The 16995-nt window shown below is 71.0% G+C and carries 1 protein-coding gene; it reads left to right on the top strand.

The genetic code is table 11. The annotated features are described in order from the left end of the window. Positions 1 to 28 precede the first annotated feature (28 nt). On the top strand, positions 29 to 16990 hold the full coding sequence (locus tag D892_RS0138380; RefSeq protein ID WP_198037100.1) for a type I polyketide synthase: 16962 nt from the start codon (positions 29 to 31) through the stop codon (positions 16988 to 16990). The last annotated feature ends 5 nt before the right edge of the window (positions 16991 to 16995 follow it).

Raw genomic sequence — 16995 nt, 5'->3', positions numbered from 1 at the left:
GGCGTTTCCGTCTGGGAAGAGGATGCAGATGTCCGAGACCGAAAAGATGCGCGACTACCTCAAGCGCGTAACCGCGGACCTCGTCAAGACCCGCGGTCGGCTGCGTGAGCTCGAGGAGGAGAGCCGCGAGCCGATCGCGATCGTGGCGATGGCGTGCCGCTATCCGGGCGGCGTGAACTCGCCGGAGGAGCTGTGGGATCTGGTGGCCTCGGGCCGCGACGCCGTCGGGCCGTGGCCGTCCGACCGCGGCTGGGACGTCGACGGAATGTTCGATCCGGATCCGGACGCGCCGGGCAAGTCGTACGTGCGTGACGGCGGATTCCTGTACGACGCGGCCGATTTCGATCCCGGCTTCTTCGGGATGTCGCCGCGCGAGGCATTGGCGACGGATCCGCAGCAGCGGTTGCTGCTGGAGACGTCCTGGGAGGCGTTCGAGCGGGCGGGCATCGATCCGTCGACGTTGAAGGGCAGCGCCACGGGCGTCTTCGCCGGCGTGATGTACGGGGAGTACGGATCGCGGTTCGCCGGTGTCGGTCTGCCCGCGGAGATCGAGGGATTCTGGGGGAGCGGCACCGCGGCGAGCGTGGTGTCGGGGCGGGTGTCGTATTCGTTCGGATTCGAGGGCCCCGCGGTCACCGTCGATACGGCATGCTCGTCGTCGCTGGTGACGATGCACTTGGCCGCGAGTTCGCTGCGGTCCGGCGAGTGTTCGCTGGCGCTGGCCGGTGGTGTGACGGTGCTGGCGACTCCGGGGCTGTTCGTGGAGTTCTCCCGGCAGCGGGGGCTGTCTCCCGACGGGCGCTGCAAGTCTTTCGCTGCCGCGGCCGATGGCACCGGCTGGTCCGAGGGTGCGGGTGTCGTTCTGTTGGAGCGTCTTTCGGATGCCAGGCGCAACGGGCATCCGGTGCTGGCGGTCATGCGCGGCAGCGCGGTCAATCAGGACGGCGCGAGCAACGGATTGACCGCGCCGAACGGTCCGTCGCAGCAGCGCGTGATCCGGCAGGCGCTCGCCAACGCGGGCCTGTCCGCCGCCGAGGTCGATGCCGTCGAAGCGCACGGTACGGGAACGACATTGGGCGATCCGATCGAGGCGCAGGCTCTGCTGGCGACCTATGGCCGGGATCGTTCGCCCGAGAACCCGTTGTGGCTGGGTTCGTTGAAATCGAATATCGGTCATTCCCAGGCGGCCGCTGGTGTGGCGGGTGTGATCAAGATGGTCATGGCGATGCGGGCCGGTGTGTTGCCGAAGACCCTGCATGTGGACGAGCCGAGCCCGCAGGTGGATTGGACCGAGGGCGCGGTCGAGCTGCTCACCGAGTCGCGGCCGTGGCCCGAATCGGAACATCCCCAGCGGGCGGGCGTGTCGTCGTTCGGCATCTCCGGCACCAATGCCCACATCATCCTCGAACAGGCCCCCGAGGACCTTGAAGCCCCCGAGGCCGAAACTGGCGGCGGGGAACCGGATTCCGGCCTTGCGCCCGTATTCGACACCGAGGTCGTGCCGTGGGTGCTTTCTGCTCGTGGTCCGGAAGCGCTGGCAGAGCAGGCGCAGCGGTTGCGGTCGTTCGTCGAGGCCGATCCGGGGTTGTCGCCGGTGGATGTCGGGTGGTCGTTGCTGCACGGCCGCAAGCTGTTCGAGCATCGAGCCGTCGTCTGCGGCAGTGACCGAGGCGAACTGCTGGCCGGGTTGGCGGCGGTTGCCGAAGGTGAGGAAGCGCCGAATGTGGTCGGTGGTTCGGCCGGGTCCGGTTCCGGGGGTGTGGTTTTCGTCTTCCCGGGGCAAGGTTCGCAGTGGGTCGGCATGGGTCGCGAGCTGCTGGTGTCGTCGCCGGTGTTCGCCGCCGAGATCGCCCGGTGCGAGGAGGCGTTGTCGCCGTTCGTGGACTGGTCGCTGACCGAGGTGCTGACCGATGTGCCGGGCGCCGCGTCGGTGGACCGTGTCGATGTCGTGCAGCCGGTGCTGTTCGCCGTCATGGTGTCGCTCGCGCGGGTCTGGCAGGCCTGCGGCGTGCAGCCGGCCGCGGTGGTCGGCCATTCCCAGGGCGAGATCGCCGCGGCATACGTGTGTGGCGCACTGCCTTTGGACGATGCCGCCCGTGTGGTGGCGTTGCGGAGCCGCGCCCTGACGGCCCTGGCGGGCACCGGCGGCATGCTCTCGGTATCGCTGTCGCCCGCCGACGCCGAACCGTACCTCGCCCGCTGGGAAGGCCGGCTGGCGATCGCGGCGGTGAACGGGCCGACCTCGGTCGTCGTCTCCGGCGAACAGGTCGCACTGGATGAAGCATTCGAGGCGCTGTCGGCCGACGGGATCCGGGTCCGCCGCATCCCGGTGGACTACGCGTCGCACTCGCCCCAGGTGGAGCCGATCCGGGAGCAGCTGCTGCGCGATCTCGCCGGCATCACGCCCGTCTCGACGGAGATCCCGTTCCACTCCACCGTGACCGGTGACGTGCTGGACACGGCCGATCTGAACGCCGGCTACTGGTACACCAACCTGCGCAGTCAGGTGCGGTTCCACGACGTCACGCGCGCGCTGGCCGAACAGGGTATGCGCTGCTTCGTCGAGGTCAGCCCGCACCCGGTGGCCACGTCCGGCGTGGAGGAAACCCTCGACGACCTGGGCGCGGCCGCGCGAGCGGGAGTGGTGGGCACGCTGCGCCGCGACGAGGGCGGCGTGGGCCGGTTCGTGTCGGCACTGGCGCAGGTGTCGGTGCGGGGCGTTCCCGTCGAGTGGGACGCGGTCTTCTCGGGGCGGGCCACCCGTCGAGTGGAGTTGCCGACCTACGCGTTCCAGCGCCAGCGGTACTGGCTCGATATGACGGTCGGCGCCGATGCCTCCGCCGCCGGGCTGGACACTATCGACCACCCCTTGCTGGCGGCGATGGTGGTGGCCGCCGACAGCGACGCGGTCATCCTGACCGGCCGGTTGTCGCTGCGGACGCACCCGTGGCTGGCCGATCACGCGGTCGCGGGCACGGTGCTGGTGCCCGGGACCGGCCTGCTGGAGATGGTCGTCCGCGCCGGAGACGAGATCGGTTGCGGCACAGTCGAAGAACTGACCCTGGAAACACCGCTGATCATCCCCGCGGGAGGTGCGGTCCAGATCCAGGTCGTCGTGGACCGTCCCGGCGCCGACGAGCGCCGCCAGGTCGGCGTGTACGCGCGCACCGAGGGCGTACCGCAGTGGACCCGGCACGCGAGCGGCATCCTCACCGGCACAACGGTTCCGCTCGCCGGCGACACCCTCGACGTGTGGCCGCCGGCGGGCGCGCGGCCGGTGGACCTGGAGTCCGCGTACGAGCGCATGGCCGAGAGCGGTTTCGAATACGGCCCGGTCTTCCGTGGCCTGCGGGCGGCGTGGCGGCAGAACGATGTCGTGTATGCCGAAGTGGCGCTGCCGGATTCGGCGAGCGATGAGGTCGAGCGCTTCGGCCTGCATCCCGCGCTGTTCGACGCCGCGCTGCATCCGCTGGTACTCACCGGATTCCGTCCGGGCGACGGGGAAGGCGGCCGTCTGCCGTTCTCCTGGCAGGGCTTCGGCCTGCACGCGGTCGGCGCCGCCGCACTGCGGGTGCGCTTGACGGTGACCGGTGACGACACCGTCTCGATCCTCCTCGCCGACCAGTCCGGCGCCCCGGTCGCGACGGCCGAATCGCTCACCGCCCGGCCGATTTCCCCGGAACAACTGCGGCAGGGCGGCGATATCGTCGCCGACGCACTGCTGCACACCGAATGGGTACCGATCGCGGTCCCGGCGGTATCCGACGGACGCGACCGCTGGGCGGTGGTCGGCACGGAGCCGCCGGTTCTCGAGCGCCTGGCGCAGTCCGGCGTGACGGCCACGGCGTATGCCGATGTCGCCGCCGTCCGATCCGATAGTGCGGCGGGACAGGACGTTCCGGACGTCGTAGTCGTGTCGTGCCTCGGCATCGACGACCCGGACGCGGCGGCCCCGACGGCGCGCGCGGTCCTGGACGCCGCCCAGTCCTGGCTCGCCGACGAGCGTTTCGGCGATTCGCGCCTGTTGCTGCTCACCGACGGCGGACTGGCGTCCGCCCCGGCCCGGGGCTTGATCCGGTCGGCACAGACCGAGAATCCGGGCCGGTTCCTCGTGATCGATATCGATGCGGCCGAGCAGTCGTGGGCCGTGCTGCCCGCCGCCGCGACGACGGCCGAGACCGAACTCGCGATTCGCGGCGGCGAACTGTCGGCTCCCCGGTTGACCCGCGGCGCTGCGCCGGAGACGCCCGAGCCCGTGTCCTGGGGTGACGGCACCGTGGTCGTCACCGGTGGCACCGGCGGCCTGGGTGCGGTGGTGGCCCGGCATCTGGTGTCCCACTACGGCGTTCGCAGCCTGATGCTGATGAGCCGCAGCGGCGACCGGGCGGCCGGTGTCGCGGATCTGGTTGCCGAGCTGACCGGACTGGGTGCCGAGGTCGAGGTGGCCGCCTGCGATGCGGCCGACAGGGCGGCGCTGGAGCGGGCTCTGGCGCCGGTGACGGTATCCGGCGTCGTCCACGCGGCAGGCGTGCTGGACGACGCGGTCTTCCCCTCGCTGACGGCCGAGCAACTGGATCGGGTACTGGCGCCGAAGGTGGCGGGCGCCTGGAATCTGCACGAGCTGACCCGTGGCCCGGACCTCTCCGCCTTCGTGTTGTTCTCGTCCCTCGCCGGAGCCATCGGCGGTGCGGGACAGGCGAATTACGCGGCCGCGAACGTCTTCCTGGACGCCCTCGCGACCCATCGCCGGTCGCTGGGCCTGCCCGCCGTCTCGATGGCCTGGGGGCTCTGGGAGCAGGACAGCGCCAGTACGATGACCGGCGGCCTGCGCGAGGCCGATTTCGCGCGGATGCGGCGATCGGGTGTCCGGGCGATGAGCGTCACCGAGGGCCTGGCCCTGTTCGACGCCGCCCTGGCCGCCGGGAGGCCGGAGGTCGTCACCGCGCGCCTGAACGCCGCCGCCTGGACGAGCGCCGATGCCGTGCCCTCGAAGCTGCGCGGCCTGGTCCGCGCCCGGACGCGGCGCGTGACGGCCGTGGACGGCGCCGCCGGTGCGGGCTGGGCGCAGCAACTGATCGCGTCCACCGAGGCCGAACGGCGTTCGCGCGCCGTGGATCTGGTGCGTGCGCAGGCGGCGGTCGTCCTGGGCCACCGCGATTCCGCCGGCATCGATGTCGAGCGCGCGTTCACCGAACAGGGCTTCGACTCGCTGACGGGTGTCGAACTCCGCAACCGCCTGTCCGCCTCGACAGGCCTGAAGCTGCCGGCCAGCACCGTCTTCGATTACCCGACGCCGCGGGCGCTGGCGGACCATCTCGTCGACGAGATCTGCGGCACGGCGGCCCCGGCCACCCCGGCCACGGTGGCGGTGGGCACCGACGAGCCGATCGCGATCGTGGCGATGGCCTGCCGCTATCCGGGCGGCGTCAGCTCACCGGAGGAGCTGTGGGAGCTGGTGGCCTCGGGCCGCGACGCCGTCGGGCCGTGGCCGTCCGATCGTGGCTGGGATGCCGAGGCGCTGTTCGACCCGGATCCCGACGCGCTCGGGAAGTCGTATGTGCGTGAGGGCGGATTCGTCTACGACGCAGCACATTTCGATCCCGGCTTCTTCGGGATGTCGCCGCGCGAGGCGGCCGCGACCGATCCGCAGCAGCGGTTGCTGCTGGAGTCGTCGTGGGAGGTGTTCGAGCGGGCCGGTATTGATCCGTCGACCCTGAAGGGCAGCCAGACCGGGGTCTTCACCGGTGTCATGTACGCCGACTATTCCTCGCGGTTCGCCGGGTCGCTTCCGCCGGAAATGGAGGGATTCTCGGGGAGCGGCAGCGCGGGCAGCGTGGTGTCGGGGCGGGTGGCGTACTCGTTCGGATTCGAGGGCCCCGCGGTCACGGTGGATACGGCGTGTTCGTCGTCGCTGGTGTCGATGCATCTCGCGGCGAACTCGCTGCGGTCGGGTGAGTGTTCGCTGGCGCTGGCCGGTGGTGTGACGGTGCTGGCGACTCCGGCCCTGTTCGTGGAGTTCTCGCGACAACGGGGCCTGGCCTCCGACGGTCGGTGCAAGTCGTTCGCCGCGGCGGCCGACGGCACCGGGTGGTCCGAGGGCGCCGGAGTGCTGCTGCTGGAACGACTCTCGGACGCTCGCCGCAACGGCCATCCGGTGCTGGCGGTGCTGCGGGGCAGCGCGGTCAATCAGGACGGTGCGAGTAACGGGTTGACGGCTCCGAACGGTCCGTCGCAGCAGCGGGTGATCCGGCAGGCGCTGGCCAATGCCGGAGTCGCGCCCGCCGACGTGGACGCGGTCGAAGCGCACGGCACGGGAACGACACTGGGCGATCCGATCGAGGCGCAAGCCCTGCTGGCGGCGTACGGCGGCGACCGTGCGCCGGACAATCCGCTGTGGCTGGGTTCGCTGAAATCGAATATCGGTCATGCGCAGGCGGCCGCTGGTGTGGCGGGTGTGATCAAGATGGTCATGGCCATGCGGGCAGGCGTCCTGCCGAAGACCCTGCACGTGGACGAGCCGACACCGCAGGTGGATTGGTCGGCCGGCGCGGTGGAACTGCTGACCGAGTCGCGGTCGTGGCCGGAGGTCGAGCGGCCGTGGCGTGCCGGGGTGTCGTCGTTCGGCATTTCGGGCACCAATGCCCATGTCATCCTCGAGCAGGCGCCGTCCGGCACGGCGGCCGAGCCCGAGGTCGTCCCCGGCACCATGATTGTCGAGCCGGTGTTCGCGCCGGATACGGCGGCCGTGCCGTGGGTGCTCTCGGCCCGGAGCGCGGCGGCGCTGGCGGGGCAGGCGCAGCGGTTGGCGTCGGTCGTCGACGCGGACGCGGGGCTGTCCGCGGCCGATGTGGGCTGGTCGTTGGTCTCCACCCGCAAGCTGTTCGAGCATCGGGCGGTCGTGTGCGGTGCTGACCGGGAGGATCTGCTGGCCGGGTTGGCGGCGGTTGCTGGAGGCGGAGAAGCGGCGAACGTTGTCCGTGGTGTGGCGGGGTCCGGTTCCGGGGGCGTCGTTTTCGTGTTCCCCGGTCAGGGTTCGCAGTGGGTCGGCATGGGCCGGGAGTTGCTGGTGTCGTCGCCGGTGTTCGCCGCGGAGATCGGGCGGTGTGAGGAGGCGTTGTCGCCGTTCGTGGAGTGGTCGCTGGCGGATGTGCTGACGGATGCCCCGGGTGCGGCGTCGCTCGACCGTGTGGATGTCGTCCAGCCGGCGTTGTTCGCGGTGATGGTGTCGCTGGCGCGGGTGTGGCAGGCGTGTGGTGTGCGTCCGGCTGCGGTGGTCGGTCATTCGCAGGGTGAGATTGCTGCCGCATACGTCTGCGGCGCACTGTCTTTGGAGGACGCGGCCCGGGTGGTGGCGTTGCGGAGCCGTGCGTTGACGGTGCTGGCGGGTACGGGCGGGATGATGTCGGTGTCGTTGCCGCGGGACCGGGTGGAGGCGTATCTCGGTCGCTGGTCCGAGCGGATCGCGGTCGCTGCGGTGAACGGTCCGGCGACGGTGGTGGTTTCGGGTGAGAGTGCCGCGCTGGACGAGCTGTTCGACGCGTTGTCGGCCGATGAGGTTCGGGTCCGGCGGATTCCGGTGGATTACGGATCGCATTCGCCGCAGGTGGACGCTGTTCGCGAGCGGCTGCTGGACGACCTCGCCGGAATCGTGCCGGTGACGTCGGACATCCCGTTCTGTTCGACCGTCACCGGCGAGCTTCTGGATACGGTGAACCTGAGCGCGGACTACTGGTTCACGAACCTGCGGCAGCCGGTGCGGTTCCACGACACGACCGCATTGCTGGCCGAGCAGGGCATGCGTTGCTTCATCGAAATGAGCCCGCACCCGGTGTCGACCGCGAGCATCGAGGAGACGCTCGAGGCCCTCGACGGTCCCGCGAAGGTCGTCGGCACGCTGCGCCGCGACGAGGGCGGCCCGGTCCGCTTCCTCTCGGCGCTGGCTCAGGTGTCGGCCTGGGGAGTCCCGGTCGACTGGGATGTCCTGTTCGCCGGCCGCTCCGTCCGCTCGGTGCCGTTGCCGACGTACGCGTTCCAGCGGCAGCCGTACTGGCTGGATGTGCCCGCGGCCGAGGCGGACGCCGCCGCGGCGGGACTGGACGCCATTGATCACCCGCTCCTGGGCGCGGCCCTGACCGCCGCCGATTCCGACGGACTGACCCTCACCGGACGGCTGTCTCTGCGCGCCCATCCGTGGCTGGCCGACCACGCCGTGCACGGCACCGTGATCGTCCCCGGCACCGCACTGCTGGAGATGGTGGTGCGTGCCGGTGACGAAACCGGTTGCGGCAGTGTGGAAGAACTCACGATGGAGGCGCCGCTGGTGATACCTCCGGCGGGGGACGTGCAGATCCAGGTCGTCGTCGATGCCGACCGCGGCGGGCACCGGACCGTCACGGTGTTCGCCCGGACCGGCGGCGCCGCGGGATGGGTCCGCCACGCCGGCGGTGTCCTCGTCGCCACGGCGCCGATCGGCGCGCCGGACGACCTGACGGCATGGCCGCCGGCCGACGCGGACCCGCTCGATCTCGACGCCGCCTACGACGAGATGGCCGCGGGCGGTTTCGAGTACGGCCCGGCATTCCAAGGCCTGCAAGCGGTCTGGCGGCGCGACGGCCGGCTCTACACCGAGGTCGCACTGCCGGAAACCGCCCGCGACGACGTCGACCGGTTCGGGCTGCATCCGGCGCTGTTCGACGCGGCGCTACAGGTGCTGGTGCTGAACGGGTTCCGCGCCGCGGGTGGCGCGGTCGCGGGCCTGCCGTTCTCGTGGCGAGGCGTGTCGCTGCACGCCACCGGCGCGGTGGCACTGCGGGCCCGGCTCACGGTGACCGGCGACGACACCGTGTCGATCCTGGTGGCCGATCAGGCCGGCAGTCCGGTCGCGACCGTCGAAAACCTCACGGTGCGAACGGTATCCCCGGAGCAGTTCCGGCAGGGCGGCGACATCGTCCGCGAGAGCCTGCTGCACACCGACTGGCTCCCCGTCCCCGCTGCCACGCCCGCCGCCGACACGCGCTGGGCGGCAGTCGGGGAACGGCCGTTCAATCCCGAGCTGTCCCGGATCGCCGCGCAGACCAGTGCCGATCTCACCGGTCTCCGGTCGGATATCGAGGCGGGACAACCGGTTCCGGACGTCCTCGTGTTCTGCGCGGACCCCGCCGAGGAGACGATCGACGGGGCGCGGCGGGTGACCGGGGACGCGCTGTCCTCGGTGCAGGCATGGTTGGCCGACGAACGGTTCGCCGAATCGCGTCTACTCGTCGTCGTCCGTGGCGCGGCGGACGACCTGCCGGGCCTGCTGTCGGCGCCGGTGCGGGGCCTGATCCGCTCGGCACAGACGGAGAATCCGGGCCGGATCGCCCTGGTGGACATCGACGACGCCGACGAGTCCTGGGCGGCGCTGCCCGCGGCGGCGGTCGCACCGGAGACCGAGATCAGGATCCGTCGCGGCGACATGTCGGCGCCGCGGCTGGCCCGCCGCGGCGGCGAGCGGGTCTCCGAGCCGGCGTCCTGGGGCGACGGCACCGTGGTGATCACCGGTGGCACCGGCGGGCTCGGCGCGGTCGTGGCCCGGCACCTGGTCTGCGCCCATGACGTCCGCGGCCTGTTGCTGATCAGCCGCAGTGGCGGCCGGGCGGCCGATGTCGCGGATCTGGTCGCGGAGCTGACGGAACTGGGCGCCGAGGTCCAGGTCGCCGCCTGCGATGTGGCCGATCGGGAGGCGCTCGGCCGCGTTCTGACCGGGGTGCCGGTGACCGGGGTCGTGCATGCGGCGGGAGTTCTCGACGATGCGGTATTCGAGTCGATGACGCCCGAGCACCTCGATCGGGTACTGGCGCCCAAGATCGCGGGTGCGTGGAATCTCCACGAACTCACCCGAACCGCGAATGTGCGGGCGTTCGTGCTGTTCTCGTCCATCGCCGGGACCATCGGCGGTGCGGGACAGGCCAATTACGCGGCCGCGAACGTCTTCCTGGACTCCCTCGCGGGCTATCGCCGATCGCTCGGGCTGCCGGCCGTATCGATGGCGTGGGGCCTGTGGGAACAGGACAGCGCCAGCGCGATGACCGGCGGCCTGCGCGACGCCGACCTGGTGCGCATGCGGCGAGCGGGAATCGCCCCGATGACCGTCCGGGACGGCCTGGCGCTGTTCGATGCCGCCCTCACCGCCGACGAGGCCGCGCTGGTGACCGCCCGGCTGAACCCGACGGCCTGGACCGCCACGGATATCGTCCCGTCGGTCGTGCGCGGGCTGGTCCGGAGCCGGACCCGCCGAACTGCGGCGGGCACGGCATCGGCCGACGGCGGGTGGGTGCAGCGGTTGCTCGGTATGGCGGAGGACGAACGCCATGCGCACGCCCTGGCATTGGTGCGCGGAGACGGCGCGGTCGTGCTCGGCCACCCCGACGCCTCGGGCATCGACGTCGACCGCGCCTTCACCGACCAGGGTTTCGACTCGCTGACCGGCGTCGAACTGCGCAACCGGCTGTCGGCGTCGACCGGCGTGAAACTGCCCGCCAGCGCGGTCTTCGACTACCCGACCCCGCGCGCACTGGCCCGGCACCTGGTCGAGGAGATCAGCGGAACCGATTCGGCCGCACCGACACCGGCCGCGGTGCCGGCGGCCGCCGCCGACGAACCGATCGCGATCGTCGCGATGGCGTGCCGCTATCCGGGCGGCGTGACCTCGCCGGAGGCCCTGTGGGATCTGGTGGCGTCCGGCCGGGATGCGGTGGGGCCGTGGCCCTCCGACCGCGGCTGGGACGTGGACGGGCTGTTCGATCCGGACCCCGAGACCACCGGGAAGTCGTATGTGCGCGACGGCGGATTCGTCTACGACGCGGCCGATTTCGATCCCGGCTTCTTCGGGATGTCGCCCCGCGAGGCATTGGCGACCGATCCGCAGCAGCGGTTGCTGCTGGAGACGTCCTGGGAGGTGTTCGAGCGGGCGGGCATCGATCCCTCGACCCTGAAGGGCAGCCAGACCGGCGTCTTCGCCGGCGTGATGTACGCCGACTACGCGTCACGGTTCTCCTCGACCGGCCTTCCCGCGGAGATCGAGGGATTCTGGGGCAGCGGCAATGCGGGCAGCGTGGTGTCGGGGCGGGTGGCGTACTCGTTCGGGTTCGAGGGCCCGGCGGTCACGGTGGATACGGCATGCTCGTCGTCGCTGGTGTCCATGCATCTCGCGGCGAACTCGCTGCGGTCCGGTGAGTGCTCGCTGGCGCTGGCCGGTGGCGTGACGGTATTGGCGACTCCGGGGCTGTTCGTGGAATTCTCCCGGCAGCGCGGACTGTCCCCCGACGGGCGATGCAAGTCCTTCGCCGCGGCCGCGGACGGCACGGGATGGTCCGAAGGCGCGGGAATCATTCTGCTGGAACGCCTTTCCGACGCCCGCCGCAACGGCCATCCGGTGCTGGCGGTGCTGCGGGGCAGCGCGGTCAACCAGGACGGCGCGAGCAACGGCCTGACGGCGCCGAACGGTCCGTCGCAGCAGCGGGTGATCCGGCAGGCGCTGGCCAACGCGGGACTCTCACCCACCGAGGTCGACGCGGTCGAAGCGCACGGCACGGGAACGACATTGGGCGATCCGATCGAGGCGCAGGCTCTGCTGGCGACCTATGGCCGGGATCGTTCGCCGGACAGTCCGCTCTGGTTGGGTTCGCTGAAATCCAATATCGGCCATTCCCAGGCCGCTGCCGGTGTGGCGGGTGTGATCAAGATGGTCATGGCGATGCGTGCCGGGAGCCTGCCGAAGACGCTACATGTGGACGAGCCGACACCACAGGTGGATTGGACCGACGGCGCGGTGGAGCTGCTGACCGAGGCGCGGTCGTGGCCGGAGGTGGATCGGCCGTGGCGTGCCGGGGTGTCGTCGTTCGGCATCTCGGGCACCAACGCCCACGTCATCCTCGAGCAAGCGCCGCCGGTCGAAACCCCCGCCTCGGCAATCAATCCGCGGCCCGCGTTCGACGCCGGCATGGTTCCGTGGGTTCTCTCGGGACACAGCGCGCCGGCACTGCGGGCTCAGGCGCAACGGCTCGCCGCGTTCGCGGGCGAGGATCGGGAAGCGTCCGCGACCGATATCGGCTGGTCGCTGCTGAACGGCCGCAAGCTGTTCGAGCATCGCGCGATCGTCTGGGGCCGTGGCCGCGACAACCTGCTGGCCGGATTGTCGGCGCTGGCGCAGGGCGAGGAGGCACCCGGCGTCGTCCACGGCACCGCCGCAACCGGTTCGGGCGCAGTGGTGTTCGTGTTCCCCGGTCAGGGTTCGCAGTGGGCCGGTATGGGCCGCGACCTCTACGAGTCGTCGGCGGTGTTCCGAGAGGCGTTCGACGAGATCTGTGCGAGCTTGGACGCGGAGCTGGCCGGCCATGTGGCTGCCCCGGTTCGCGATGTGGTCTTCGCCGAACCGGGATCGGACCTCGCGGATTTGGTCGACCAGACGGTCTTCGCGCAGTCCGGGCTGTTCGCGGTCGGTGCGGCGCTGTTCCGGTTGTTCGAGCATGTGGGTGTCCGGCCGGATTATCTGCTGGGACATTCGATCGGGGAGTTGACCGCGGCGCATGTGGCCGGTGTGCTGTCGCTGCGGGATGCGTGTGCGCTGGTGGCGGCGCGCGGCCGGCTGATGCAGGCCTTGCCGACCGGCGGCGCCATGGTGGCGCTCGCCGCCGCCGAACACGAGGTGCTTGCGGTGCTGGCCGGGCACGAGGACGAGGTGGCCATAGCGGCGATCAACGGCCCGGAGTCGGTGACGATCTCCGGTGACGAGGGCGCGGTGGCACGGATCGCGGCCGAGTTCGCGGATCGCAAGACCAAGCGGTTGCCGGTCAGCCACGCCTTCCATTCCCCGCACATGGCGCCGATGCTGGCCGAGTTCGCCACGCTAGCTGCGGGATTGGCGTTCGAGGAGCCTCGCATCCCGATCGTGTCGAATCTGACGGGTTCCGCGGATGCCGACCACACCGACCCCGGGTACTGGGTGCGGCATGTGCGGGAGCCGGTGCGGTTCGCCGACAGCGTGCGGTGGCTCGAGCAGCAGCGAGTCGGCGGGTTCGTCGAAACGGGTCCCGGAGGCGCGCTGTCCGCGCTGATCCAGGAGTGCGTGACCGGAGAATCGCACCAGCCGTGGTGTACGACAACTCTGCGCACCAAGGCCCCCGCCGTCGACACGGTCGTCTCGGCCCTGGCACAGCTCTCGACGGCCGGAGTCCCGGTGTCCTGGAACGCCTTCTACCCCGGTAACCACCGCCGAATCCCGTTGCCGACCTACCCCTTCCAACGCCAGCGGTGCTGGCTGGAAGCCCCCGCGGACGACCCCGACGCCGCCGCGGCCGGGTTGAACAGAATCGATCACCCGCTGCTCGGCGGCCTCCTCGCGACCGCCGACTCCAGCGGCCTGATCCTCACCGGACGACTGTCCCTGCGCACTCACCCGTGGCTGGCCGACCACGCCATCCAGGGCACCGTCCTGGTGCCCGGCACCGCCCTGGTCGAGATGGTGATCCGCGCCGGCGACGAAACCGGTTGCGGCGGACTCGAAGAACTCACCCTCGAGGCACCCCTGGTGCTGCCCCCGGTCGAGGCCGTGCAGATCCAGGTCGTCGTGGACGGCGGCGACACCGACGGTCGCCGGACTGCCGGTATCTACTCCCGCGCGGGCGACGGCGCCGCCGACGAACCCTGGACGACCCACGCCAAGGGCATTCTCACGGCCGCCACGCCGCCCGCGCCCGAGCTGCCGGAGTGGCCACCGGCGGCGGCCGAGCCCGTCCCGGTCGACGGCCTCTACGAGACGTTGAGCGACAACGGTTTCGGATACGGACCCGCCTTCCGGGGACTGCGCGCCTGCTGGCGACGCGGCCAGGACATCTTCGCCGAGGTCACCCTCCGCGACACCGACCGCGACGACCGATTCGTCCTGCACCCGGCGCTGTTCGACGCCGCCCTGCACGCCCTCGTGCTGGGCCGCGACGACGACCGGACGATGCTGCCGTTCTCCTGGGAGGGCGTGAACTTCCACGCGGCCGGCGCCACCCGGCTGCGGGTGCGGATCACACAAACCTCCGACACGTCGGTCTCGGTGACGGCCGCGTCGGACGCCGGTGAACCCGTGGTCTCCGTGAGAAAACTTGTCGCACGGCCACTCTCGCCGAACCAGCTGGACAGTCGGCGCAGTGCCCCCCTGTTCGACCTGGAATGGACCCGGCTCGACACCGAACCCGAAGCGGCCTCCTATCGCTGGACCACTCCGGCGGTGAACGGGAGCGGCAACGGCTCGGGACCGAAGACCGAGATCGTGGAACCGGCCGACGGCCGCGCCGCGGCGGTACTGCGAATCACCGGGTCGCACAACGACATCGAGTTCGCGACCGCACTGCGAGGCCGGGTCGGCGACCTGCTGGCACACGTCCGGTCGCGGCTGTCCGGCGACACCCCGGCCGCACGGGTCGTGGTGGTGACCCAGCGCGCGGTGGCCGTCCATCCCTCGGAACAGGTCGATCTCACCGGTGCCGCGGTCTGGGGCCTGCTCCGCAGCGCCCAGCACGAAGCCCCCGGCCGCATCGTCCTGGTCGACATCGACGACCGCACACCCTTGCGCGAGGCCGTCGAACGAGCCCTGGACGTCGACGAACCGCAGACAGCCCTGCGGCACGGCGACATGCACGTGGCCCGCCTGGCCCGCAAGGAGTCCGACGTGGTCGGCCCGGTCGAACGGCTCCGCGGCTCGGAGTGGCGGCTGACGCCGCTGGGGAAGGGCACGACCACCGCCGACAACCTGGCGCTGGCCGACGATCCGGACGCGCACCGCCCGCTCGACCCCGGCCAGGTGCGCATCTCGCTGCGCGCGGTGGGCGTGAACTTCCGCGACGCCCTGATCGTGCTCGGCATGTATCCCGACGCCGACGCCGCGATCGGCGGCGAGGGCTCCGGCGTGGTGCTCGAGGTGGCCCCCGACGTCACCGAGTACGCCCCCGGGGACCGGGTGATGGGCTTCATGCCGGGCCTCCGCTCCACCGCCGTGGTGGACCGGCGCATGGTGGTCCCGATGCCGACCGGCTGGTCGTTCGCGCAGGCCGCCGCCGCACCGGTGGTCTACGCGACGGCCTTCTACGGGCTGGTGGACCTGGCGAAGGTCCGCCCCGGCGAGTCGCTGCTGCTGCACGCGGCCACCGGCGGCGTGGGCATGGCGGGCGTGCACCTGGCCCGCCACCTCGGCCTGGACCTCTACGTCACCGCGAGCACCCCGAAGTGGAAGGTGCTGCGGGAGATGGGATTCGGCGACGATCGGATCGCCGACTCGCGGACCCCCGGATTCGAGGAGAAGTTCTCGGTCGGCACCGGCGGACGCGGCGTGGACGTCGTGCTGGCCTCGCTGGCCGGCGAACTGGTCGACGCCTCGCTGCGGCTGCTCGCCGACGGCGGACGCTACCTCGACATGGGCGTGAACGATCTGCGCGACCCGGCCGAGGTCGCCGACCGGCACCCCGGCGTGGAATACCGCAACTTCCACCTGATGAGCGCCGATCCCGATCGGGTCCACGAGATCATGGTCGAACTGGCCTGCCTGTTCGAATCCGGGGAACTGCCACCGCTTCCGGTGACCTCGTGGGATATCCGGGAAATGCCGGAGGCGCTGCGATTCATGAGCCAGGCCCGGCACATCGGCAAGAACGTGCTCACCATTCCGGTGCCCCTGAATCCGGAAGGGACGGTGCTGATCACCGGCGGGACAGGCGGTCTCGGTGCCGCGGCCGCCCGCCACCTCGTCGCGGCGCACGGTGCGCGGCACCTCGTGCTCGCGAGCCGCCGGGGCCCCGACGCCGAGGGCGCCGCCGAACTCGCGGCCGAGCTGACCGAATCCGGCGCCGAGGTCGATATCGTCGCCTGCGATACGGCGGACCGAAACGCGGTGACGGCGTTGATCGACGCCGTGCGGCGACCCCTGACCGCGGTGATCCACACCGCGGGTGTCGTCGCCGACGGAACGTTCGAATCGATGACACCCGAACAACTCGACACGGTGTTCCGGCCGAAGGTCGACGCGGCATGGAATCTGCACGAGGCCACCGGACATCTCGATCTGTCGGCGTTCGTGGTGTATTCCTCGGTCGCCGGCGTCCTCGGCGGTCCCGGACAGGCCAACTACGCCGCGGCGAACGCCTTCCTGGACGCCCTGTGCCGCAACCGCCACCTGGCCGGCCTGCCCGCGCTGTCGCTGGCGTGGGGCCCGTGGCGGCAGAGCGGAATGGCCAGCCGCCTCGGACAGCAGGACCTGCAACGCATGCGCCGCCAGGGTTTCCTGCCCCTGTCCGACGCCGAGGGAATGGCGCTCTACGACACGGCGCTGGAGACCGGCACCGCCGCGGCCGTCGCGGTGCACATCGACCGCGCGGCGCTCGCGGCCCTGGCCCCGGAGGATCTGCCGCCGGTGCTGCGCGGACTGTCGCGCGGATCCCGGCCCGTGGCGGAAGGCGGCGCCGCGGTCACCGCCGAATCCGGGGTGCGCTTGACCGGACTGACTCCCGAGCAGCAGATCGAAACCATTCTGGGCGTAATCCGCTCGCACGCCGCGACGGTGCTCGGTCATCAGTCGGCGGAGGCGATCAGTTCCCACAAGCCGTTCAACGAGATAGGCTTCGATTCGCTCGGAATCATGGAATTCCGCAATCGACTCCGGCCGGCGCTGGGCATCATGCTGTCGGCCGCGGCCATGTTCGAGTATCCGACCCCGGCCGCCCTCGCCGAATACATCCGTCAGGAAATCGCCCCCGACGAGAATCCGACCGACCAACTCATGTCCGAGATCGAGGCCCTGGCACAGCGCTGTGCCGCGGCGGCCTTGGGGGAGCGGGATCGCACCGAAGTAGCGACCCGGCTCGGCGCCGTCCTGCGTGAACTCGAAGGGGAGAACGACGGCGGTATGGCCGACAAATTGGAAGGCGCCGACGACGGCGAGCTTTTCGAGTTCATCGATCAGATGAGCTGACGTAG

Source organism: Nocardia sp. BMG51109 (assembly GCF_000526215.1).
Lineage (GTDB): Bacteria > Actinomycetota > Actinomycetes > Mycobacteriales > Mycobacteriaceae > Nocardia.
The sequence above is the reverse complement of the archived record's forward strand: the minus strand, read 5'-3'. Positions and strand labels throughout refer to the sequence as shown.

Coding starts and splice junctions, on each gene's coding strand:
- D892_RS0138380 (WP_198037100.1), top strand. CDS start 29: ATGTCCGAGACCGAAAAGATGCGCGACTACCTCAAGCGCGTAACCGCG.